The following is a 21627-nucleotide window of genomic DNA, read 5'->3' on the forward strand; positions in this document are numbered from 1 at the left end:
CCTCTTAATCATTAAAATTAGCTTTTTCCACTGGTGAAGAAGGAACTTGTTGAATAAAAACCTTAACGTTATGATTAATAATGTCTTTTGTTTGTTTTAATTCTTCTGGTGTCAAAAAGACAGCTTGCCCATATTGTTTAGAATTGGCTTTTTTAGCAATTCCACCATAATTTATTTCTTTTATTTCTGGAATTATATTAATTAATTCTTTTGCTTGTTCTGGCCCTTTTACAAGAATCATGATTTTATCTTTAGAATTTTTAGATACTACATTTTGAACATCAGAAATTTTCACAATATCCATTTTTACGTCTTCAGGCTTGGCCATCTTTAGTGCAATGGAAGCAATGGGATCATTTTGAATCATATTATCGCCAATAATAATATGATTAATATCATATTGTTTAATCCATGAAAAAATAACCTGTCCATGTAATAAACGATGATCTACTCTAACAATTTTTATCATTATTTTTCCTCTCTTAACAAAAGTCTTTAAGCTTTTTATTAACAGACATTAATCCTTGTCGCGATTCACTAATTAAATCATCTATATTAATATCAGTTAGCTCCATTCCTTCATCACGATTAATAATTATTTGCAACAATAATTGCAAGTTTATTCCTGAAATGATTTCTACATATTTATTTTTGTTCATTTGTTTGATTGCAATATTAGTCGGTGTGCCACCGATAATATCAGTCAATATTAACAAGTCGTTCTCTTTACATTTTGTGGTTATGATTTTGTCTAATTCACTTTCAAAATTACTAGTTTCCATATTTTTTTTAAAAGAAAGTGCGTATACATTTTTTAACTTTATTCCAGAAATTAATTGACAAGCATTAATTAAGCCCTCACATAAATTCTCATGTGTAGCAATAATAATATCAAAACTTTTAGCCATATTATTTACTACTCCTATTAATACTTTTCGTGCCACATATATCTACGTACATCCAAAGAATGTCCTCTTTGAAACGCTATTGATTCGACTAATTGTCTTACTACTACTCCAGATAAAATAGCGGCAATATATTGTTTAGATTCTTCTTTAACCCCATCTAAATTTAAATCTTTTTGATCTAAAATAGTAATATTTTTAGTGTACTTAACAGCAAAATCTTCTACTCTTTGATCTAATTTTCTAGTATTACCAATACTTTTAATCATTAAAAAAGGTACATTATCATCAGTAATTTCAAATGGGCCATGGAAATATTCTCCAGAATGAATCATTGCAGAATTAATCCATTGCATTTCCATAAACCAACAATTAGCAGTAGAATACATTTCTCCGTAATTAATTCCGCTAGCTAAAGTATAAATAATTTTATCTCGTTTATTTTCTTTGCCCCACTGGTCTGCCAAAGGTTGATATTTTTTCTTGTTTTGAATAGTTAACTCTTGTAATTTATTTAATTCATTAAAGCAAGTGTCCCATTTTCCCTTATTAGTAAAATGTTTTAAAAGCTTAAAAATCAATCCATAAAATACAGGTTTATTTAAATCACTAGCATCAGCATCTTTACCCCAATCATAGTGAATAGGATATTCTGATTCATTCCATAAAAAAGAATCTTTTTCATGTGAAAAAGAAATAGTCGTAGCACCAGCTGCACGAGCTACTTTTGTAGCATTAACAGTTTCTGGTGTAGTTCCTGAATGAGACATAGTTATAACTACTGCATTTTCACCTAATAATTTAGGAGTGTCATTAATAAATTCATTTGCTGTATAAACTTGTGACACTAGTTCCGTTTCTCTATCAAAAATATATTGTCCTGGCATCAATACTGCTTGAGAACCACCACACGCTGCAAAATAAATACTTTTAATATTCTTATTCTCTAATGCAGCAACTGCATTATCAATTTCTTCAATATGCTCTTTTCTCATAGTCTTTCTCCTTCTAAAAAAATTAATATTAAAAGATTATATAATGTTATATAATCTTTTAATTGTAAGTTTATATTAACAGTCTTAAAATTACAACCCTTTAATTTAAAAAAATATTTTTAATATATCGCTTACATTTTTCAAGACGGGATATATTACACAAAAAAACAGTTTATTATTTTAAATAACAAACTGTTAATTAAACTATCTATACTTTATGGTGCTATTAATTGCAAAACATCAGCTGAATTGATTCCTGTAAAGTATTGTGATAAATCATTATTTTCCAAAACCATTTTCAGGCTTTTATAATCATAATTAATTCCTAACAACTGTTGCTCTAAATTCTGCACATCTCTTTCACCAAAAAATCACCATAAAATCTAGCAACACTGATTTTTCCATGTTCAACTAAAAATCGTGCATCAATGGTTCCCATAGAAAAATGATGCCGGCGTTGGATTGTAAATTTGGGTGACTTTCCATAAACCCAATCCCAATTGTAATAATATTTTTCTTTTAACTGATCAATAGCTGCTTGATCATCAGCAGTTAAATGATATTCTTTATCTTTAATCTCCTCCAGACTTTGTGCATGGAATAAGCTTAATAGTAATACATCTCGAAATTGCTCGGTTGTTAGATGTTGATATTTTTCTGCCAAATATGGACGAATATTAGTTACCCGACTACGAATTGACTTAATTCCTTTGGATTGAATTTTATCTTGGCGTACATGGAGAGCTTTGGATAAAACATCTAAATCAACATCATAAGATAAGGTCCCATGTGAGAAGGTTTTCCCATTTTTCGTGTACATGGCATTACCAGAAAACTTCTTTCCCTCAATTGTAATGTCATTGCGTCCTGTGACTTGAGCTCCTTGAGCTCCTAACCCGTGTAAGGCATCAACAATCGGTTGAACAATTTGTTTAAAATTGCCAAACTGTTCGTCATTAGCATCAACTACAAAGCTAAAGCATAAATTACCTAAATCATCATAAATACCGCCACCACCAGAAACTCTCCGGGTTACAGTAATATTGTGTTCACGAACATATTCATTATTTAATTCTTCAATAGTATTTTGATTACGCCCCACAATAATACAAGGCTTTTGAATATAGAATAAAACTAGCGGTTCCTTAAAATCTTTTTGATCTGTTAAATATTGTTCGGTAGCTAAATTATCTCTAATATCTTGTGATTTCATTACTACATATTGCAATAGTAAATTCCTCCCTTTAATTAAAACGATTTCAAAATTAGTATACAATATTATAATAGTCGCTGCTTCTATTAATTAAAGTATTTAATATGTATACTCGTGAGTTAATTTTTGTATGCAGCCATTACTATACTGAGACACTGAAATAAGCTTTATTAAACAACATATAGATACTTTAGAATTATTATAAAAATATTTTCAATCATAGATAAAGTTATACAGTATAGATTATAACTAAAAAAGCCATTCTTAAAACCATCGGCACAATGATTGCATAATGCTATATTATGTAAATTTTATCGAACCGTACTTTAGTGCGTTCCTCATAATAGCAACGCTGTTTAATAATTCTCAATTATACCTTCCAACAAAATTAGAATTTGTAAGTTTTTATAATCATTAATTTAAAATTAATAATAAGTCACTTTTCTATAATTATTCCTCAGTCAGTGTTAAGTTGTGAACAAGTTAATTAAAAAGAGGTGAACTTAATTAATGTAATTTGTCTATCGTGTTTTGTATTAGGAGGTTTTTCAATGAAAAGATTAGAAAATAAAGTTGCCATTATCACTGGCGGAGCAGCTGGAATAGGTTTAGCTACCACAAAGCGATTCATTTTAGAAGGTGCAAAAGTAGTTTTTACTGATGTTAATGATACAGAAGGCACTAAAGTCCAAAAGGAATTAGGAAATAAGGCAGTCTTTATAAAACAAAATGTAGCTTCTGAAAATGATTGGATTAAAGTCGTTCAAAACACATTAGATAAATTTGGAAAAATTGATATTCTTTTTAATAATGCAGGCATTTATCGAATTAAGCCAATTATCGATATCTCATTAGATGAATGGAAACAATTACTAGATATAAATATTAATGGTGTTTTCTTAGGGATGAAACATGTTTTGCCCAAAATGGCTTCTAACAATTCTGGTTCTGTTATTAACGCTTCTTCTATTGCAGGATTAATCGGATCAGCAGGACATGTTTTATATGGTGCTAGCAAGGGAGCTGTTCGCATAATGAGTAAAGATGAAGCAGCAGAATACGCCACACACAATATTAGAGTCAATTCGATTCATCCTGGTTATATAACAACCGCCATGAGTGATTATGCCTCCGAATCTTTAAAATTATCTAAAGAAGAACTAAATAAAACTTATCCATTAGGTAGAATGGGTAAACCTGAAGAAGTAGCTAATTTAGTGCTTTTCTTGGCTAGTGATGAAGCAGCATTTATTACTGGTACAGAAATACCAATTGATGGAGGCTTCACTTCCAAATAGAATTTTAATTATTAAAATACCCATAATCATTAGATAATAATTTAGTGATTATGGGATTTTATGTAAACAAAACAAATCAAATATATAATATTAGTTTGCTTATGAAAATTGTTCTTTTAGCCGCTATAAAACTATTACTTAAGCAAAAGACAATAACCAAGTTACTACATAAAGTACAATTACAACTAACTAATGCACTATTGCTGAACTTTGTTTGTAATGTTTGATTTGTCATAGTGTCTCTACTACAATTAACATAATTACCCACTAGATCCTAAAGCATCATTGATATCTGCTTTAGGAGTTAATTTCATAATTTTCTCTCAAAACCTAGCAATAGACTAAATCATGTTTACTAATTAGAATTATTTCTAACTAAACAAAAATTAGTAACAAATAAGTACTACAAATACTGATTTTGCTTTTTATATTTCCCAGGAAATAAGCCTTAACTTTCTTGTCAAAGCCCAATAACTACTGTAAATTAAAAGTAGTGACTTTATATTCAAGGAGCAGCTTATGTTAAAACAAAAAAGCTTCAATTCTCTTATTCGAATGTGGTTTTTAGTACAATATTTTTTAGAAATAGCAGTTATTGGTATTCTATTAATGAGGCGCTTATTAGGAGTTAGTTGGCAAAATAAACCGTTAGGTCTCGTTTTAACTACTTGTATTTTCTTACTAATTTTAACCGTTCCTGGCGTTTTCTTGCTTAATCCTCATGAAGCACACTCAAATCAAAGCAAACGTTGGCAGCGGCTATTATTAAGATTTAATCACTATTATCAAACGTTGGGACAATTAATAGTTTTGCCTACACTGTTGAGTATGCTTTGTTCTTTTTTGCCAACAGAAGTCACAATATTTAACAATCTTATTTTGTCACTCATTCTTATTTATAGTTTAGTCATGTATATCCCTATCGGTGTTTTGGCATTTGCTCGTATTCAATCACTCTTAGGTCGAATGTTAATGTCATTGATCGTAGCTTTTTTAATGCTTAGTCTGCCTTTAACAGGTCACACCGGCTTTGATCCTATTCTATTAGCCCTTAGTAATAGTGATATAATGGCTGCTTTGAGTTTTGTCATTTTAACGAGTATCGTTATGAAAATTTGGGGGTTTGAACTCCCCAAATTTTCTTGGGCACATAATAGTCAAAAGGGAATAATCCTTTTTTTGATTATCTTTTCTCTTATTACTATTATCTTTAACGCCTTTGGAACCGCCGAGAGTTGGCAACAAATATTGCAATTAGATTTTACTATTCGTTCTACTTCTTTGACTTTACTTTTAAATGGATTAGAAGCAGGCATTTTAGAAGAATGGTTATGCCGTTTTGTCTTACTTTATCTATTACTCCATGCTTTACGAAATCGTTTATTCCAATTTGATTTAGCAATTATTGGTAGTTCTTTGATTTTTAGCTTGGCACATATTCCTAATTTAGCAGTTCAAAGTCTGGATGCAACTATTTTACAAGCAATTTTTGCTTTTAGCTTAGGAATCTTATTTGCTGCTATTTACCTGTACACCAAAGCTTTTTGGTGGCCAATGCTGTTTCATGCTAGTATGGACATACTGGCTTTTATCACCAGTGGTAAAGAAACTATGAGTATTCCTACTAGTTTTGATTGGATGATACTCATTATTACAGCTATTATTTTCTTGGGAATTGCTGCTTTTCTCTTAAGTGGCCAGCGACGCGAAACTGTTAAAGAAAATTTTCCAGAATTGCTGTAATTAATTTTAGTCGTAAAAAAGAGTTAGCCTTTAAACTAACTCTTTTTTAGTATTTATTTCATTTTTTCACAATAAGTATTACTGCTATCAAAGTAATTACTCCAGCCAACAAAATTGCTAAGAAATAAGCACCTGTTCCTGATTTTCCAAGTCCAAAAAGTCCAATAATAAAAGCAACTAATAAAAAAATAATTATCCCACAAATTCCGCTTAATAATGGATGCCGTTCCAAATCTTTAGAAATCGCCATTTCCTTGAAGGCATTTAAAATAAAGCTAATATATAAAATGGCCATAATCGGTGCAGAGGTTAAATAGTATAATCCTTGTGTACAAACACCATAAATTGCAAAAATAATCAAAACACCAGTTTGTAAATAATATAAGCGTGACTCTAGCCGTTGTTTTTTTAAAATTAAACGTTCATCTTTTAATTTTTCCATCGTCGCTACCTCATTTTAGTGACTGGTTATTCTAGTTTTAATTAATTGTTTGTTGTAAGGAATTAAACAGAAGCTTCTATGAATATCTACTTTCAAAAAACATACTTTAGCTTTTTTTTGAACTGCTTTCTTCCCAAAATAAAGCATTTAAATCTGTTTTTAAAATGTGTGCTAACTTCAGACATAACGCTAAAGTAGGATTATACTTATCATTTTCAATCATATTAATTGTTTGACGAGAAACATCAATCTTATTAGCTAAGTCTAATTGTGAAAGTCTCATTTTTTTACGATAATAGCGCACATTATTCATGAATACTCCTTCAAAATATATCAAATATATTTGATATATTTAATCATAGTATAGCAACTCTTTTTTCAATGTCAAATATACCTGATAGAGTCATTTCTAATAGTTGTACTCAGATTAAAAAATATCTTTTTAGAAATAGTTCGATATTTATCATTGTCTTGAATATAATTGTTTATCTAAATTTGTTTTTAGTTTCTTTTATGCAAACGATGGTTGCTCAAAAACTTTTTGTAAAGACAGGAATTCAAGCAGGAAAACTCTTAATCTCACTGATTTAACAGAAATATTTAACTGTACTTTAGATAGTCTTATATTAGGCATTGATTCCAAAGAAAATAACACCCAAAATAAAAAGTGATAGTGGCAAATACATTAGACATTACAGTAATGTTTGGGACCTTATTGCTAGTTATTGATGGTTATTACTAGTATTTTCCCCCTTAGTTTCCTATTTAGTAAAGTAAAAAAGTTATTCTGCATTATCTTTTTGTGCTAATACTTTTGCTTTTTGATTCAATTTTTTTGCTTGTTCAAAGTCAGCTGTTATTACCCCACTATGGCTGCCCCAGTAATAAAATCCTAAAGAAATAACTACAATCACCAATTGATCCCAAGGATAATGCAGCCAATTTTGCCCGCCGAATTCCTGGCTGCCGCCATAAGAAAGCAGTGAGATTACTATTAAATAAATTATCATCCATAAACTAGCTTGCCAGTGCAAACGAAATTGTTGAAAGTGATTTTTTTGTTCGTAAAACAAATATATTGGTAAACCCAAAAGAATGATTCCAATCACTTCAATCGTTGTCGGCCACATTGACCAATAAATAGCCAAAGACGCCAGCACAAAAGATAATGGTGCTACTACAGATAAGTGCTTCAACTTAATTGGTCGAAATAGTTGGGGCCCAATTTTACGTAAAGCTACTGCTGTAACTGGTCCGGTAAGATACGCAATTAAGGTGGCTGCTGATAAAACTGTCGCTAATAACGACCATGATCTAAACAAGGCTACCATCACCATACTTAAAATTGCATTAACTACCATCGCTATTCTAGGAATTCGATATTTGGAATTCATTTTTCCTAAAAAGTGAGGCAAATGTCCGTTATCTTCCATCGCAGCTAAAGCCCTGGCTGCTGACGCCACAAAGGAAACTCCGGTGCCAAACGGGGAAACAAAAGCATCAATGTATAACAAAATTGCCAACCAATTAATGCCTAATAAAATTGCTAAATCAGCAAAAGGAGAATCAAATGTGATGTGCTGCCAGCCATTTGCTAATGATTTAGGCGGGATGGAAGTAATAAATGCACTTTGTAATAATAAGTAGATAACACCAGCAATTAACAGCGAAATAGTGATACCCAAACCAATGTAACGTTCTGGTTTTTTGATTTCACTCCCCATATTGATAACCGTTTGAAAAGCATTAAATGAAAAAATAATACCCGCCACTGAAGTTGCTGCTAATACTGGCGCTGTTCCATAAGGAAAAAACTCCTGTAAATTACTGCCATAATTACCCGGATGAAAACTAGAACACGTTAAAATAATAATTGTTAAAATGGGCAAGCCGATTTTAAATAGTGAAATTAAAGAAGTAAAATGCGTCATCAAAGTAATGGAGCCATAATTAATTAAAGTAAAAATAATAATAATTACAAAGACAACCATTAAACCCGAAGTAGTCACTTGGCCTTGTGCTACAAATTGGCGAGTCCAATTAGCCCACTCCCAAGGCCAAGTACTCATATATTGAACTGTTGCTACTGCTTCTATAGGAATAATCGTCACTAATGATACCCAGTTAGCCCAACCAGCGATAAAGCCCAATAACGAACCGTGAGAATATTGGGCATATTTGCTCATTCCGCCAGATTCTGGAAACATCGTGCCAATTTCGACGTAATTGTAAGCAATGGCGCCAATAATTAGTCCACCTAATGCCCAAGATAAAATTGCGGCTGGGCCAGCCAACTTAGAAGCTTCCCAAGAACCAAATAACCAGCCCGAACCAATTAAAGCACTCAAAGCCATCATTACAATCGAAAACAAGCTCATTTTTCGATGATTGTGCATTTTTACTCCCTCATTTCATTGACTGCAAGATAATTTTTAATACTTTTAATTGTGCCGAACAAACAGCTAGCGGTCAAGAAAATTTATAGCTATATTAAAAAAAAACGAAACAATAATGTTTCGTTTCTAGTAATTAAAATGTAATTAATTTTTATAATTATCATGTTATTGATTCATTTGACTGACATCATTCTTACCCTTAACCAGGAAAATTGCTGCAAATAAAGCAAAGCAACCGCAAATAACTCCTAAAATAAGATAAGTAGTGTGGAAGCCTAATTTATCATATCCAGCACCAATAACACCAGAAAAAATTGTCTGCGAAATTTGAACTGCCGAAACTGTGCTTAAAGATTGAATAGTGGCAAATTCATTTTTGTTAAAGACTGAGAAAATATAACCCATTGGGCAAATAAACCATAATGGTGTATATAATCCACCTAAAATCTGAGCAAATGCTACTATGACCCAATTAGTTGCAAACGATAGAAGTAATAATCTAATCGTCATAATGAAAGCCATAATTACTAAACCATTACGGTAACCAATTTTTTTGATAACTGCTGGAATAATTAACATCCCTATAAAAGCCAAAATTTGTTGAATAGTAGTAGAATAGGAAAACAACATCACGCCTTGATTATTATTTAAAAAAGTTTGAAAATAATTAGACACTTGTTGGTCAGCAATTTGAGAAAGCGGCACTGTTCCCAATAAAAAGATTACAAAGATGATAAAGGCTTTTGAAGACATACTCTTTAAAATACCATGAATGTTAACTTTTTCATGTTTTTCATCGTGTAAAACTCCCAAATTACTTTCATCGTGTTTTACAAAGAAAACTACCATAATTAAGAAAATGAAACCTGTGATAGACAAACTCCAGAAAAACTGTTTGGGTACTGTTGACAATAAATATCCACAAATGATTGGTGCAATAAATCCAGTAATTGTAACTCCAGAACGTACCCAACTATATTCAAAACCGTTAACAAAACTGATTCTTTGTTCATATGTTTCAATTGCTCCAGTTCCGCCATTCATAACCAGACCAAATACTAATCCCATAAGAATAGACATTACATACGTGTTACCCTTCATAGGTAAAATAAACCATTCCATAAATGGACCCATCAACACTGACAGCACAGCAATAAATTGAATCAGATACTTCTTTTCTAAAATTTTATCACCAATATAGCCAAAAAACGGTGCTGAAATTAGACCCATTAATGACATCATGGAAAAAGCTAACCCTACATTGGCATGTGAAAATCCCGCATATTTAACTAACCAAAATGAAGAATATGTCTGGATTACAGGCCAAATAAAATTATATGACATTTCAGAAATAATATATGACCAAAATTTATTGAATGAGTTATAGGGACTTTTTATTTTTTTTAAAATATTCATTGTCACACTCCTTAAAGGCTAAGAAACAATCATTTTAAAGTAATAGAAACCACACTCTTAGCAGGAACTTTTACATGTAACTGAGAATTTTCAAACTTTGCTTCATTAAATGGTTGCAATGTCACTTCAGAAGGATGATCAAACGTATTGTGTGAATCTATTTCTTTACCAGTGATAATGGCAGCCTCCACAATTTTTGTAAATTCAGAAGCAAATTCAAAGTCCAACTCTTGATTATTGGAAATATCATAATTACCTAGGCTAATAGTTAATTGACCATCTTTTTGTGATGCTGTATAGGTAATATGGTCTGGCAATACGCCTTCTATTTCGACCAAATTAGCATCCATGTGTTTTTGATACATATCAAACAAATAATATGTTGGAGTTTTCAACATCTGATCATCTTTAGTCAAAATCATGGCTTGTAAAACGTTGACCATCTGAGCAATATTAGCCATATGAACTCGATCAGCATGTTTATGAAAAATATTTAAGGTAATAGCTGCTGCTAAAACATCACGAATAGTATTTTGCTGATATAGAAAACCAGGGTTGGTACCATTTTCAACGTCATACCAAGTACCCCATTCATCAACAATCAAATCTACTTTTTTGTTAGGGTCATAATTATCCATAATTTCTGAATGTTTAGTGATTAAACGATCCATAAATTGGGCTTTGTTCATTGTAGAGTACCAGAGATCCTTGGTGAAGTTAGTAGCACTTCCTTTACTATGATTCCAATCTCCCGTTGGCAAAGTATAATAGTGCAGACTAATACCATCTAAAAATGGTGCTGCATTTTTCATAACTACATCTGTCCAGTTATAGTCATCTTCATTGGGACCACAAGCAACCTTATAAATGGGTTCTTGAGGATTATACTGTGGTAAAAATGTTTGATATTGGCGATAAATATCGGAATAATATTCTGGGCGCATATTGCCACCACCGCCCCAGGATTCATTACCAATACCAAAAAATTTAACCTTCCATGGTTGATCTTGTCCATTTTCATGCCGTAAATTGGACATCGGAGATTCCCCAGGCATTGTCATATATTCAATCCATTCAGACATCTCTTGTACGGTACCGCTACCAATATTGGCATTAATATAAGCATCGGCTCCCAATTGCTTTAACAATTCAAAATATTCATGTGTTCCAAAAGAATTATCCTCAGTGACAGAACCCCAATTAGTATTTACAATTTTTTTACGCTTATCTTTGGGACCAATTCCTTGCTGCCAATGGTAGGTATCCGCAAATAAACCACCAGGCCAACGTAAAACTGGCACATGAATTTCTTTTAAGGCATTAACTACGTCAGAGCGCATCCCATTAACATTAGGAATATCAGAATTTTCCCCTACATAAATTCCTCCATAAATGCCTCTACCTAAATGTTCAGAAAACTGTCCATAAATATATTTACTAATTTGTGGACCTTTTTTATTCGTGAGCAATTTAATCGTCATTATTAATCCAACCTTTTTAAATGTTTTTGTTTTAATATAATTGCAATTATATTTGTCAATTAGGCTGTTTTATTACTCTAACCTGCTTGACATCATCAGTATATCGCTTACATATAGTTTTAAAACCCATTCATTAATTAAACGTTAGGCTTGATTTTTTATCATAATTGAATTACTTTTAACAAAAAGGTTAAATGAGATGATGAAATGGACTTAGATGTAAGCGCTAAATCTCTACCAGTTTTTGCAGCTTTAGACAGTAACGTCCGGTTAACAATAATCCAACTTCTAAGTAAAAGAAAAATGAATGTAACTGAATTGGCATTTGCTTTAAATCTCAGCAATGCTATTACTACAAAACATTTAGATAAACTTGAAGCGGCTCATATTATTAAAACAGAAAAAAAAGGAAAACAACGAGTGTCTTCCTTAGCAGTTGATACAATTGATATTGGTTTTCCTAAAAAAGTTTATACCAAGCTTAACCATTGGCATTTGGAATTACCAATTGGTCAATATACGAATTTTCATGTGGCACCAACTTGTGGTTTAGCCGGGCAACATGGTTTTATCGGTAAAGTTGATAACCCCAGTTATTTCATGAATCCCCTGCGTTATCAAGCCGGAATGCTTTGGTTTGCACAAGGATTTATAGAATACCAAATGCCCAATTATTTAAAAGCAAACAAAAAACTATTTATGATTGAGTTAACAATGGAATTAAGCTCTGAATTCCCTTTTTCTAACAATCGTTGGCCTTCAGATATTACTGTTTCTTTAGATAACCATGAAATTGGCACTTGGACTAGCCCCGGAGATTTTTCAGATGTTCGTGGTCGTTATACCCCTTCTTGGGTATATAACGACATGAATCAATATGGCATTTTAAAATCTTTTCGTATTTCACGACATGGATCTTTTATTGATGGTCAACGTTCATCCAACACTAAGATAACAGATATTGATTTAACCAAACCTAGCTGGACCTTACGTTTTGAGGTCAAAACTGACAGTAAAAATCAAGGCGGCTGCACAATTTTTGGAAATAAATTTGGTAATCATGACCAAGGAATTAAAGGAACTTTTTATTATAGTCATGATTCACTTTAGTCTATGCAATTGTGACTCTTTTTAAATTGATAAGGAGTTATTTTATTATGTTCCCGGAATAATTTAATAAAATGAGACACATCTTCAAAGCCCACTGACTCAGCTATTTCTTGAATTTGCAGTTGTGGTGATGAAATCATAAGCTCCTTAGCTTTGCGTAAACGAAAATCAGTTAAATACTGCAGAGGGGTCATTTGATAATAATTTTTAAAAATTTTATTTGTATAAGCAATTGAAAATTTAGTAACCTCTTGAATTGTATTATTAGTAATTTTTTGAGTGTAATGGCTTCTTAGATACTCTACTAAGAGTTGAACAATAGCCTTTTGTGGGAAAGTAGTCATTTTATTAAGATTGCGTTGATGAAGCAACACTAAAAAATGATAAATAACAGCCGACTGCAAAGCAGTTGTTGTATCATCATCTTTTTGAAAGTCTGCATAATGGTGTTGGAGATAGTGGGCAACTTGATGATCTAGTTTCAAATAAGAATATTTTTGTGGAAAAAGATAATTGACAATTTCGGACGCTAATGCACCTGAAAAAGTTAAAAATGCAGTTTGCCAGTTACCGTCAGGATAATAACTATGCGCAACAAAAGGCGAAATCAATAGCCCCTCTTGAGGCTTTAATACAAAATGATCTTGTCCTATCAATACTTTCCCCATACCTGTTTCCGTTTGAAGCCAATGATAAAATGGATAACCCTGTGGCCGCTTAACACTACTTTGATGCCAATGATAACCAATAGTTTCTCCAGATAATGGCAAGCTTGAATTTAAACGTGTTATTAATCGCATCTTATTACCTCGGATATTAGTTACTTACTTTTAAAGTCATCATTAGTATATCAAAATCACATATTTTAAATGCTTTTTTTCATATTAAGTCTATTAAATAAAATTTATAATATATTTTATAAACTTTTATTAATGGAGGATATGAAATTGAAACCCAGTTTATCATGGTTAGACGATCCTGAAGTCTTCAGTGTAGGACAACTTGCGCCTCATAGCGACCATCAAATTTACGCTGATTTTACTGAAGCCCAGCAAAATTTCAGTAGCTTTGAACAATCGCTTAATGGTACATGGAAGTTCAAATTCTCTAACAATCCTCAAGAGCGGCCAGAAAAGTTCTATCAAGAAAACTTTGATGATCATCACTTTGATAGTATTAAAGTGCCTCAACATATTGAATTAGCCGGTTATAGTCAAATCCAATATATTAATACCTTTTATCCCTGGGAAGGAAAACAATTCCGCCGCCCTCCGTATACGTTAAAAAACACCTCATCGATGTCCGGACTCTTTAGCCAAGCAGCTGATAATAAAGTGGGCTCATATATTAAATATTTTGATTTAGATCCTCAATTACAAAACCAAAAAATTCGAATTAGGTTCGAAGGTGTAGAAAAAGCTTGTTACGTGTGGCTAAATGGTCATTTTTTAGGATATGCCGAAGACAGCTTTACTCCGTCAGAATTTGATCTCACACCTTTTATTAAGAATACCAATAATAAATTAGCTGTTGAAGTTTATAAGTACAGTAGTGCAGCATTTCTTGAAGACCAAGATTTCTTCAGATTTTTTGGAATTTTTCGTAATGTTAAATTGATTGCTCAACCGTCTGTTCACATTGAAGATTTGTCCATTAAACCGACCCTATCAGCTGATTTAAGTACTGGATTTCTCAAAGTGCAGTGTAAAATAAATCAACAAGATTCTGCATCTTTAAAGATAGCTGTTAAAGATGCTCAAGGTCATCAACTATTTACGACACAAAAACCGACTAACAAAGATTTTCAGTTATCGCCAATCAAAATCGCTCCTGTCCATCTCTGGAATAATATTGATCCCTATTTGTACACTTTGGAATTAACTATTCTTCAAAATGATAATATTTTAGAAGCAATTCCTTATCAATTTGGTTTTCGAAAAATTGAAATTAAAAATAAAATTATTTTACTTAATAATCAACGTTTAATCATCAAGGGAGTTAATCGCCATGAATGGAACGCCAAAAGCGGTCGCGTAATTTCCAAAGCAGACATGTTACAAGATATTGAGATTATGACAAATAATCATATCAACGCTGTTCGAACTTCTCATTATCCTAATCAAACTACTTGGTACCAACTATGTGATCAAAAAGGATTATACGTTATGGCTGAAAATAACCTTGAATCACATGGTTCTTGGCAAAAAAATAGTGTTATTGAGCCCTCGTATAATATTCCTGGATCTTTGCCACAATGGAAAGCAGTAGTTTTAAATCGTGCTCGTAATAATTATGAATTACTGAAAAACCATCCTAGTATTATATTTTGGTCACTTGGTAACGAATCTTTTGCGGGTACTAACTTAGTAGCGATGCAGCAATATTATCAAAGTGTAGATGATAGTAGATTAATTCATTATGAAGGTGTGGTTAACAACCGCAAGTATGAGCAGCAACTTTCAGACGTCGAAAGCCGCATGTATGCTTCACCACAAGAAATTGTTAATTATTTAGAAAATAACCCTCAAAAACCTTTCATACTATGTGAATATATGCATAGTATGGGTAATTCAGTAGGTGGATTAAATTCCTACATGAATTTATTAAAACAATACCCCATGTATCAAGGGGGATTTATTTGGGATTTTATTGATCAAGCTTTGTTTGTCAAAGATAACGTCACTAATAAATTAGTACTCAAATACGGTGGCGACTTTGATGATCGCGTCTCCGATTATGAATTTTCAGGTAATGGTTTATTATTTGCAGACCGAACTCCTAAACCAGCTTTACAAGAGGTGAATTATTATTATGGAAAATAATGAATATCTACGCATTATCTATGGTGATGGTACTTTAGGTATTAATGGCTCCAATTTTCATTATATTTTTAATTATAATCGTGAAGGTTTAGAATCATTAGTCATTGACCAAAAAGAATGGCTTTATCAAGAGCCATTACCTACTTTTTGGCGGGCTACAACCGATAATGATCGGGGCAATGGTTTTTCTAAAAAATCTATTCAGTGGCTTGGTGCAGATCAATTTATCAATATCAAAGATATTGCTATTCAAATTGATGATAAAAATATTCCTTTGCCGCTACCTCCTCTAAATAATAAGTATTCTAATAATGAGCAGGCGCAAACTGCCAAAATCATTTTTATTTACCAAACATTAACAATTCCAGCTACCTATGTAAAAGTGAGTTACAAAATATTAACTAATGGTATCATTGATGTCAATGTCCATTATTACGGTCATTCACAATTGCCAGAGTTACCAGCATTAGGATTGCGTTTTGTTCTACCCACTCCTGCCATATGGTATGAATATGAAGGGTTGTCAGGAGAAACTTATCCTGATCGGATGGCTGGTGCCAAAGAGGGCACCTATAAAATCCAAGGTTTGCCAGTAACTCCTTATTTAGTACCTCAAGATTGTGGTGTACACATGCAAACCAGACGTGTCACTATTGCTCGTAATACGGTTAACAACAACACTTTAAACAATCTAGAACCATTTTACCTTTCAATTTCTAATTTCAAACACCCTTTTGCTTTCAGTTGTTTGCCCTATACTGCTGAAGAATTAGAAAATGCCACTCACCAAGAAGAACTCCCTCCAATTCATCACACAGTATTAACCATCCTGGGAGCAGTCAGGGGCGTTGGCGGTATAGACAGTTGGGGTAGTGACGTAGAACCCAATTACCATATAGATGCTACCAAAGATATTGAATTTTCCTTTCAAATTGCCAGCAGAAAAGATACTAAAATTAATAGTTAACATCAAATAAGGCAAACACTTTTTGTGATACGCACAAAAGTTGTTTGCCTTTCTTCTTAACTCATAAAAATGCTATGATGAACAAACTAGGTATTTATTAGTCTTTCCAAATTTCTTTAGCGCGGTTGAAAGTCGACCAAGCATGGGGCCAACCAGTATAAAAAGCTAACTGGGTAATTTCTTCCACAATTTCATCTTTGGTGATGCCATTTTGTTTACCTAATGTTAAATGGGCTTCAATTTGTTCGGTATTACCTGTCGCAATTAGCGCAGCTATTGTAATCATGGAACGATCATGCGCAGACAATTTATTTTCACGACTCCAGACTTCACCAAACAACACGTCATCATTAAATGCTGCAAATTGTGGCGCAAAGTCGCCTAAATTATCGCGACCCGCAGTTTGTTTTTTCATTTTGATACCTCCAAAGTTAGATTTTCTTTTAGCATAAGACTTCGAGTATACTCGAAGTCAAGTCAGAAAGGATGATTGGTATGAAAACTGTAACGATTAACCATCAAGTACTTCCTGCCATTGGCATTGGAACTTGGCATTTAGGTGATCAGCCCCAACAACAAGCCAAGGAGATTGCAGCTATCCGTTTAGGAATTGAAATGGGGGCTCAAGTCATTGATACTGCTGAAATGTACGGTAATGGCCGCTCCGAACACTTAGTAGCCCAAGCTATTAAACCTTATTCACGCCAAAAGCTTTTTTTAATTTCTAAAGTTTTACCTCAAAACGCTTCTCATAAAAGAATGGCTCATAGTTTAAAAGCCAGTTTACAAAGATTACAAACTGATTATTTAGATTTATACCTTTATCATTGGCGTGGTCATGTCCCATTAGCTGAAACTATTTCAGAATTACAACATTTCCAAGATCAAGGTTCAATTCGTGCTTGGGGAGTGTCGAACTTTGATCTATCTGATATGCAAGAACTTTGGCAATTACCTCATGGCCCTAATGTGGCTGCTAACGAAGATTTATACAATCTTGGTAGTCGTGGTATTGAATATAGTTTGTTACCTTGGCAACAACAACACCATCTTCCCATGATTGCTTACAGTCCTGTTAGCAATGGTGATCAATTAGGTGCCCACCTCACACAACATCCAACGGTTTTACAAATTGCCCAGCAACATCAAGTGAGTCCTTATCAAATTATGCTTGCTTGGACAATTAGTCACCCTAATATCTTAGCAATTCCTAAAGCTAGTCAACCACAGCATATGCAAGATAATTTGGCCGCTTTAAATTTAAATCTTTCTGCAGCAGAGCTTGCCGCGCTTGATCAGGCATACCCCGCACCCCAACATAAAGAACCCTTAGACATTTTGTAATTAAAGAAGCATCCTGAAAATTTCAGGATGCTTTTTGATCTAAGAACTTAATCAATTGTATTTTGTTCAAAGTTTTTTAGATTTGGAATAGTTAACATCACGATAAAACTCAAAACATATAATAAAGCTAAAAAGCCCATGACTACAACCAAAGTATAACGATCCATTAAAAAGCCAATGACAACAGAGGAAAAGCCACCAATCGCACGGCCGACATTAACAATTACATTATTAGCTGTTGAACGGATTTCGGTTGGATATAAGCGACTAATAATGGCACCATATCCGCCAAACATTCCATTAGAAAAGAATCCTAATACTGCTCCTGCGAATAACATGGTAATTTCATTAAATACCAACGTAATACCAAAAACTGAGAGTGCCGAAGCAATTAAGAAAATGCCAAAAGCTCTGCGTGGCCCGAAATAATCTAAAATCCGACCAAAAGTCATCATCCCAATGCTCATTCCCACAATAGTAGCAATCATCCACAATGATGAACCAGCTACACTGAGACCTAATTTCTTTTGCATGATGGTTGGCAGCCAGTTCATTAAACCAAAGTAACCGGCAATTTGGACAACTACCATAAACATCAATGCCACAGTTTGAAAAGCTAATGGCCATGACTTGAACAATTGTCGTACTTGCCCTTTTTTCTTAACAGTTGTTTGTTGTTGAATAGCTATAAATTCATCACTTTCATGAACATGCTTACGAATAAAATATGTCAAAGCAACTGGAATTACTCCCAACAAAAATAGTGCTCGCCAACCTAAAGTAGGAATAATCATAGCCGCTGCAATCGCTGCTAAGATCGAACCAACTTGACCTCCAATAGCTGCAATCGAGGTCATAGTTCCAATATGATGACGATCAAAATTTTCAGCAATAAGAGTAATGCCAACGCCATATTCCCCACCGGCACCGACACCTGCCAAAAAACGAAAGAGATAAATCATCGTAATATTTTGTGCCCAGTACATTGCAGCTGTAGCGGCAGCAAAAATAAAAATTGTATATGAGAAAGTCTTAACGCGACCATAGCGATCACCAATAATACCAAATAAAACACCACCCGCTAACATTCCCAAATTAGTGATGGAAGAAATTAATCCCGCTTCAGCACCGTGCAAATGTAAGTTGGCTGCAATTGAAGAAAGTGCAAATGATAAAAACATTACATCCATATTCTCCAAAGCAAAGCCTGCTGAAGTTGAAGCAATTGTCCATTTTTGATTGGTTGTTAGTGCGTGGTGTTCATGACGCTCTAAAGCTGTTTCCATGTATTTCCCTCCAAAATGAATGCTCGCTGACATTCGTTATTTTTTCTGGTAACGAATTTAAATTGTTTATATTTTGCCACGATTTAATAAAAATAGCAACAGTAAATTATAAAATTGCATTAATATTCGTATTTGACGAATTGTAAAAAATAGTTTAAGCTGGCTCCAGCTAAAAATTAAGAAAGGTGATTGTTATGGGACCTGTGTTTATTGCACTAGATTTTGGTACATTATCCGAAGTTGAACACTTCTTAGATTTGTTTGCAGAAACTGAACAACTAGCTGTGAAAGTCGGAATGGAATTATATTATGCCCAAGGCCCACAAATTATTGAGCGTTTACATCAACGGGGCGTTAAAATCTTCTTAGATTTAAAATTATACGACATTCCTAATACAGTCCAACGAGCCGCTTTCCAACTAGCACAACAAAAAATCGACTATTTGACCATTCATGCTGCGGGCGGTTCCCAGATGATTCAAAGCGCAAAAGAGGGACTCATTGCTGGCAGCCAAGCTATTCAAGCTGCTACACCCAAACTTTTGGCTATTACTAAACTTACATCCTTTTCCCAAGCTCAAATGCAAGCAGAACAACAAATCTCAGTGAGTTTACCAGCAGCCGTCACCCACTTAGCCCAATTGGCTGCAGCTAATGGCGCTGATGGAGTTATTTGTTCCGCTCAAGAAAATCAAATCATTCACCAAGCAACTAATGCTGATTTTCTTTGTATTAATCCAGGCATTCGACTTGCCAATCACAGTGATGATGACCAACAACGTATCGCTACACCTCAAGCTGCTAAAGCGTGGGGAAGTAACGGCTTAGTAATTGGTCGGCCTATAACCCGCGCTAATAATCCAGTCACAACTTACCAACAAATTTTGACCCAATGGAGGACTAACTAATGACTACTATCGCTGAACAAATCGCACAAGATCTTTTACAAATCCAGGCTGTAACTCTGCGACCTCAAGAACCATTTACTTGGGCTAGCGGCTTAAAAGCACCGATTTATACAGATAATCGGCAAACTATTGCTTTTCCAGAAGTTCGTAATCACATTGCCGATGGATTAGCTGCCTTGATTCAAGAATGTTATCCTCACGCCACTGTAATTGCTGGCGTGGCTACTGCTGGAATCCCCCACGCAGCTTTGGTTGCTGACAGGCTCCATCTGCCTCTTAGTTATGTGCGGCCTAAACCTAAAGATCACGGAGCGGGCAAACAAATTGAAGGCCAGATTGACTCGAGCGATCAAGTAGTTTTAATTGATGACCTAATTTCAACAGGTGGTAGCGTACTCAATGCAGCCCAAGCTGTACAAACAAAAGCTTCTGTCATTGGTGTTGCAGCTATTTTTAGTTATGGTTTGCCAGATAGTCTAACTAACTTTCAACAAGCACAAATTTCCCTGCACACCTTAACTAATTATCAAACGCTTATTACAACTGCACACAATCAAAATAAAATCACGCCTGAAGATTTACAATTATTACAACAATGGCATCAAGATCCCCATCATTGGAATTAACGAATGAAAAATTCTGCAGGAGCAATGCGATTATAGTAACGCAAGAAGGCTTTACCAGTTTTTTCGTCTGCTCTTAAACTAATAACTCCTGCATTACGTACTTGCATAACCTGACTAATATCACTAATGCCTAAGACTGTTTGTACCAATGAACGTGAAACTGTCCCATGACAAACTAATAAGACCGCATTATCATGGTTATCCGTAACTAAATCTTGCCAAAAAGCTTGCAAGCGTTGGGCTAAATGTTGATAAGATTCCCCATTGCAAAAATCGCTATAATTGTCACGCAAGTATCCCTGATCATCAAAAGCCTGTGGATATTTGGCATGGACTTCATCAGCTGGTAACCCATCCCAATCGCCATAGTCTATTTCTTGCAAGCGATCATCAATCTGAATCTTACAATGATTATTATTAATAATTTCTGCAGTTTGACGCGCTCGTTTCATCGGACTAGAATAAACACGATCAATTTTATTTATATCAAAACTTTCATGAAGTGCCTGTGCTTGTCGCTTACCCAAATCATTTAACGGCAAATCCGTGGATGCTCCATTAATTTTGCCATCTTTATTTGTATCAGTTTCTCCATGACGCACTATATAAATATCTATCATCAATTCCACTCCTTAAATTAATTTATTATTGACACTAAATATAATTAGTTTTATT

Annotated in this window: 20 protein-coding genes and 1 pseudogene; 8 read left to right on the top strand and 13 right to left on the bottom strand. The window is 33.7% G+C overall.

Annotated elements, in window-relative coordinates:
- Positions 1-4 precede the first annotated feature (4 nt).
- From DS830_RS07000 to DS830_RS07015, 4 genes and pseudogenes are all read right to left on the bottom strand, one after another.
- Positions 5-469: a PTS sugar transporter subunit IIB gene (locus DS830_RS07000; RefSeq protein ID WP_118908782.1), complete on the bottom strand. Its 465-nt coding sequence runs from the start codon at positions 467-469 to the stop codon at positions 5-7.
- A 13-nt stretch (positions 470-482) separates the two neighbouring features.
- Positions 483-908 (bottom strand): PTS sugar transporter subunit IIA, encoded by a 426-nt coding sequence (locus DS830_RS07005; RefSeq protein ID WP_118908783.1) that lies wholly within the window; start codon positions 906-908, stop codon positions 483-485.
- 17 nt (positions 909-925) lie between these two features.
- Positions 926-1900: an SIS domain-containing protein gene (locus DS830_RS07010; RefSeq protein ID WP_118908784.1), complete on the bottom strand. Its 975-nt coding sequence runs from the start codon at positions 1898-1900 to the stop codon at positions 926-928.
- Positions 1901-2115: 215 nt separating this feature from the next.
- Positions 2116-3128 (bottom strand): annotated as a pseudogene (locus tag DS830_RS07015) (lipoate--protein ligase).
- 536 nt (positions 3129-3664) lie between these two features.
- On the opposite strand from DS830_RS07015, the gene DS830_RS07020 reads away from it, so the two are divergent.
- Positions 3665-4411: an SDR family NAD(P)-dependent oxidoreductase gene (locus DS830_RS07020; protein WP_118900313.1), complete on the top strand. Its 747-nt coding sequence runs from the start codon at positions 3665-3667 to the stop codon at positions 4409-4411.
- Between the two features lie 519 nt (positions 4412-4930).
- Positions 4931-6154, top strand: a complete 1224-nt coding sequence (locus DS830_RS07025; RefSeq protein ID WP_118908785.1) for a CPBP family intramembrane glutamic endopeptidase — start codon at positions 4931-4933, stop codon at positions 6152-6154.
- A 58-nt stretch (positions 6155-6212) separates the two neighbouring features.
- Here DS830_RS07025 and DS830_RS07030 read toward each other — a convergent pair whose 3' ends face one another.
- The 5 genes from DS830_RS07030 to DS830_RS07050 form a co-directional block, all read right to left on the bottom strand.
- Positions 6213-6596: a hypothetical protein gene (locus DS830_RS07030; protein WP_118908786.1), complete on the bottom strand. Its 384-nt coding sequence runs from the start codon at positions 6594-6596 to the stop codon at positions 6213-6215.
- 106 nt (positions 6597-6702) lie between these two features.
- Positions 6703-6909 carry a helix-turn-helix transcriptional regulator gene (locus DS830_RS07035; RefSeq protein WP_118900308.1) on the bottom strand — a complete coding sequence of 69 codons (207 nt, stop codon included), beginning with the start codon at positions 6907-6909 and terminating at the stop codon, positions 6703-6705.
- A gap of 469 nt (positions 6910-7378) precedes the next feature.
- Entirely contained in the window at positions 7379-8992 is a 1614-nt protein-coding gene (locus DS830_RS07040) for an APC family permease (RefSeq protein ID WP_118908787.1), read from the bottom strand.
- A gap of 165 nt (positions 8993-9157) precedes the next feature.
- A complete protein-coding gene (locus DS830_RS07045; protein ID WP_118908788.1) occupies positions 9158-10408 on the bottom strand; it encodes an MFS transporter in 1251 nt (416 codons plus the stop codon).
- A 29-nt stretch (positions 10409-10437) separates the two neighbouring features.
- Positions 10438-11889 carry an alpha-N-arabinofuranosidase gene (locus tag DS830_RS07050; RefSeq protein WP_118908789.1) on the bottom strand — a complete coding sequence of 484 codons (1452 nt, stop codon included), beginning with the start codon at positions 11887-11889 and terminating at the stop codon, positions 10438-10440.
- 207 nt (positions 11890-12096) lie between these two features.
- Between DS830_RS07050 and DS830_RS07055 the strand changes: the two genes are divergently transcribed.
- Positions 12097-12999 carry an ArsR/SmtB family transcription factor gene (locus DS830_RS07055; protein WP_118908790.1) on the top strand — a complete coding sequence of 301 codons (903 nt, stop codon included), beginning with the start codon at positions 12097-12099 and terminating at the stop codon, positions 12997-12999.
- Here the strand turns inward: DS830_RS07055 and DS830_RS07060 are convergent.
- Positions 12996-13799, bottom strand: coding sequence for an AraC family transcriptional regulator (locus tag DS830_RS07060; RefSeq protein WP_118908791.1), 804 nt, complete (start codon positions 13797-13799; stop codon positions 12996-12998). The two genes, DS830_RS07055 and DS830_RS07060, sit on opposite strands and share 4 nt — an antisense overlap.
- 147 nt (positions 13800-13946) lie before the next feature.
- Here DS830_RS07060 and DS830_RS07065 point away from each other — a divergent pair, with 147 nt between their 5' ends.
- Positions 13947-15821, top strand: a complete 1875-nt coding sequence (locus DS830_RS07065) for a glycoside hydrolase family 2 TIM barrel-domain containing protein (RefSeq protein ID WP_118908792.1) — start codon at positions 13947-13949, stop codon at positions 15819-15821.
- On the top strand, positions 15811-16788 hold the full coding sequence (locus tag DS830_RS07070; RefSeq protein WP_118908793.1) for a beta-galactosidase small subunit: 978 nt from the start codon (positions 15811-15813) through the stop codon (positions 16786-16788). Before DS830_RS07065 ends, DS830_RS07070 begins: the two co-directional genes overlap by 11 nt.
- A gap of 97 nt (positions 16789-16885) precedes the next feature.
- On the opposite strand, the gene DS830_RS07075 is transcribed toward DS830_RS07070, so the two are convergent.
- Complete coding sequence (locus DS830_RS07075; RefSeq protein ID WP_118908794.1) at positions 16886-17203, bottom strand: carboxymuconolactone decarboxylase family protein; 318 nt, start codon at positions 17201-17203, stop codon at positions 16886-16888.
- Between the two features lie 80 nt (positions 17204-17283).
- Between DS830_RS07075 and DS830_RS07080 the strand changes: the two genes are divergently transcribed.
- Positions 17284-18132, top strand: coding sequence for an aldo/keto reductase (locus tag DS830_RS07080; RefSeq protein ID WP_118908795.1), 849 nt, complete (start codon positions 17284-17286; stop codon positions 18130-18132).
- Between the two features lie 47 nt (positions 18133-18179).
- Here DS830_RS07080 and DS830_RS07085 read toward each other — a convergent pair whose 3' ends face one another.
- Positions 18180-19418, bottom strand: coding sequence for an MFS transporter (locus tag DS830_RS07085; RefSeq protein WP_118900290.1), 1239 nt, complete (start codon positions 19416-19418; stop codon positions 18180-18182).
- Positions 19419-19612: 194 nt separating this feature from the next.
- On the opposite strand from DS830_RS07085, the gene pyrF reads away from it, so the two are divergent.
- Positions 19613-20326 carry an orotidine-5'-phosphate decarboxylase gene (gene pyrF / locus DS830_RS07090; protein WP_118908796.1) on the top strand — a complete coding sequence of 238 codons (714 nt, stop codon included), beginning with the start codon at positions 19613-19615 and terminating at the stop codon, positions 20324-20326.
- Positions 20326-20952 carry an orotate phosphoribosyltransferase gene (pyrE, locus tag DS830_RS07095; protein WP_118908797.1) on the top strand — a complete coding sequence of 209 codons (627 nt, stop codon included), beginning with the start codon at positions 20326-20328 and terminating at the stop codon, positions 20950-20952. Before pyrF ends, pyrE begins: the two co-directional genes overlap by 1 nt.
- Here pyrE and DS830_RS07100 read toward each other — a convergent pair.
- Positions 20949-21572, bottom strand: a complete 624-nt coding sequence (locus tag DS830_RS07100; RefSeq protein WP_118900284.1) for a histidine phosphatase family protein — start codon at positions 21570-21572, stop codon at positions 20949-20951. The two genes, pyrE and DS830_RS07100, sit on opposite strands and share 4 nt — an antisense overlap.
- Between the last annotated feature and the right edge of the window lie 55 nt (positions 21573-21627).

The organism is Bombilactobacillus bombi (genome assembly GCF_003522965.1).
In the GTDB taxonomy this organism is placed as follows: domain Bacteria; phylum Bacillota; class Bacilli; order Lactobacillales; family Lactobacillaceae; genus Bombilactobacillus; species Bombilactobacillus bombi.

Excerpts from the sequence above, each read along its gene's own strand:
- DS830_RS07020 (WP_118900313.1), top strand. The coding sequence starts at position 3,665 with ATGAAAAGATTAGAAAATAAAGTTGCCATTATCACTGGCGGAGCAGCT.
- DS830_RS07005 (WP_118908783.1), bottom strand. The coding sequence starts at position 908 with ATGGCTAAAAGTTTTGATATTATTATTGCTACACATGAGAATTTATGT.
- DS830_RS07010 (WP_118908784.1), bottom strand. The coding sequence starts at position 1,900 with ATGAGAAAAGAGCATATTGAAGAAATTGATAATGCAGTTGCTGCATTA.
- DS830_RS07030 (WP_118908786.1), bottom strand. The coding sequence starts at position 6,596 with ATGGAAAAATTAAAAGATGAACGTTTAATTTTAAAAAAACAACGGCTA.
- DS830_RS07075 (WP_118908794.1), bottom strand. The coding sequence starts at position 17,203 with ATGAAAAAACAAACTGCGGGTCGCGATAATTTAGGCGACTTTGCGCCA.
- DS830_RS07080 (WP_118908795.1), top strand. The coding sequence starts at position 17,284 with ATGAAAACTGTAACGATTAACCATCAAGTACTTCCTGCCATTGGCATT.
- DS830_RS07040 (WP_118908787.1), bottom strand. The coding sequence starts at position 8,992 with ATGCACAATCATCGAAAAATGAGCTTGTTTTCGATTGTAATGATGGCT.
- DS830_RS07100 (WP_118900284.1), bottom strand. The coding sequence starts at position 21,572 with ATGATAGATATTTATATAGTGCGTCATGGAGAAACTGATACAAATAAA.
- DS830_RS07050 (WP_118908789.1), bottom strand. The coding sequence starts at position 11,889 with ATGACGATTAAATTGCTCACGAATAAAAAAGGTCCACAAATTAGTAAA.
- DS830_RS07035 (WP_118900308.1), bottom strand. The coding sequence starts at position 6,909 with ATGAATAATGTGCGCTATTATCGTAAAAAAATGAGACTTTCACAATTA.
- DS830_RS07055 (WP_118908790.1), top strand. The coding sequence starts at position 12,097 with ATGGACTTAGATGTAAGCGCTAAATCTCTACCAGTTTTTGCAGCTTTA.
- DS830_RS07045 (WP_118908788.1), bottom strand. The coding sequence starts at position 10,408 with ATGAATATTTTAAAAAAAATAAAAAGTCCCTATAACTCATTCAATAAA.
- pyrE (WP_118908797.1), top strand. The coding sequence starts at position 20,326 with ATGACTACTATCGCTGAACAAATCGCACAAGATCTTTTACAAATCCAG.
- pyrF (WP_118908796.1), top strand. The coding sequence starts at position 19,613 with ATGGGACCTGTGTTTATTGCACTAGATTTTGGTACATTATCCGAAGTT.
- DS830_RS07085 (WP_118900290.1), bottom strand. The coding sequence starts at position 19,418 with ATGGAAACAGCTTTAGAGCGTCATGAACACCACGCACTAACAACCAAT.
- DS830_RS07070 (WP_118908793.1), top strand. The coding sequence starts at position 15,811 with ATGGAAAATAATGAATATCTACGCATTATCTATGGTGATGGTACTTTA.
- DS830_RS07000 (WP_118908782.1), bottom strand. The coding sequence starts at position 469 with ATGATAAAAATTGTTAGAGTAGATCATCGTTTATTACATGGACAGGTT.
- DS830_RS07025 (WP_118908785.1), top strand. The coding sequence starts at position 4,931 with ATGTTAAAACAAAAAAGCTTCAATTCTCTTATTCGAATGTGGTTTTTA.
- DS830_RS07060 (WP_118908791.1), bottom strand. The coding sequence starts at position 13,799 with ATGCGATTAATAACACGTTTAAATTCAAGCTTGCCATTATCTGGAGAA.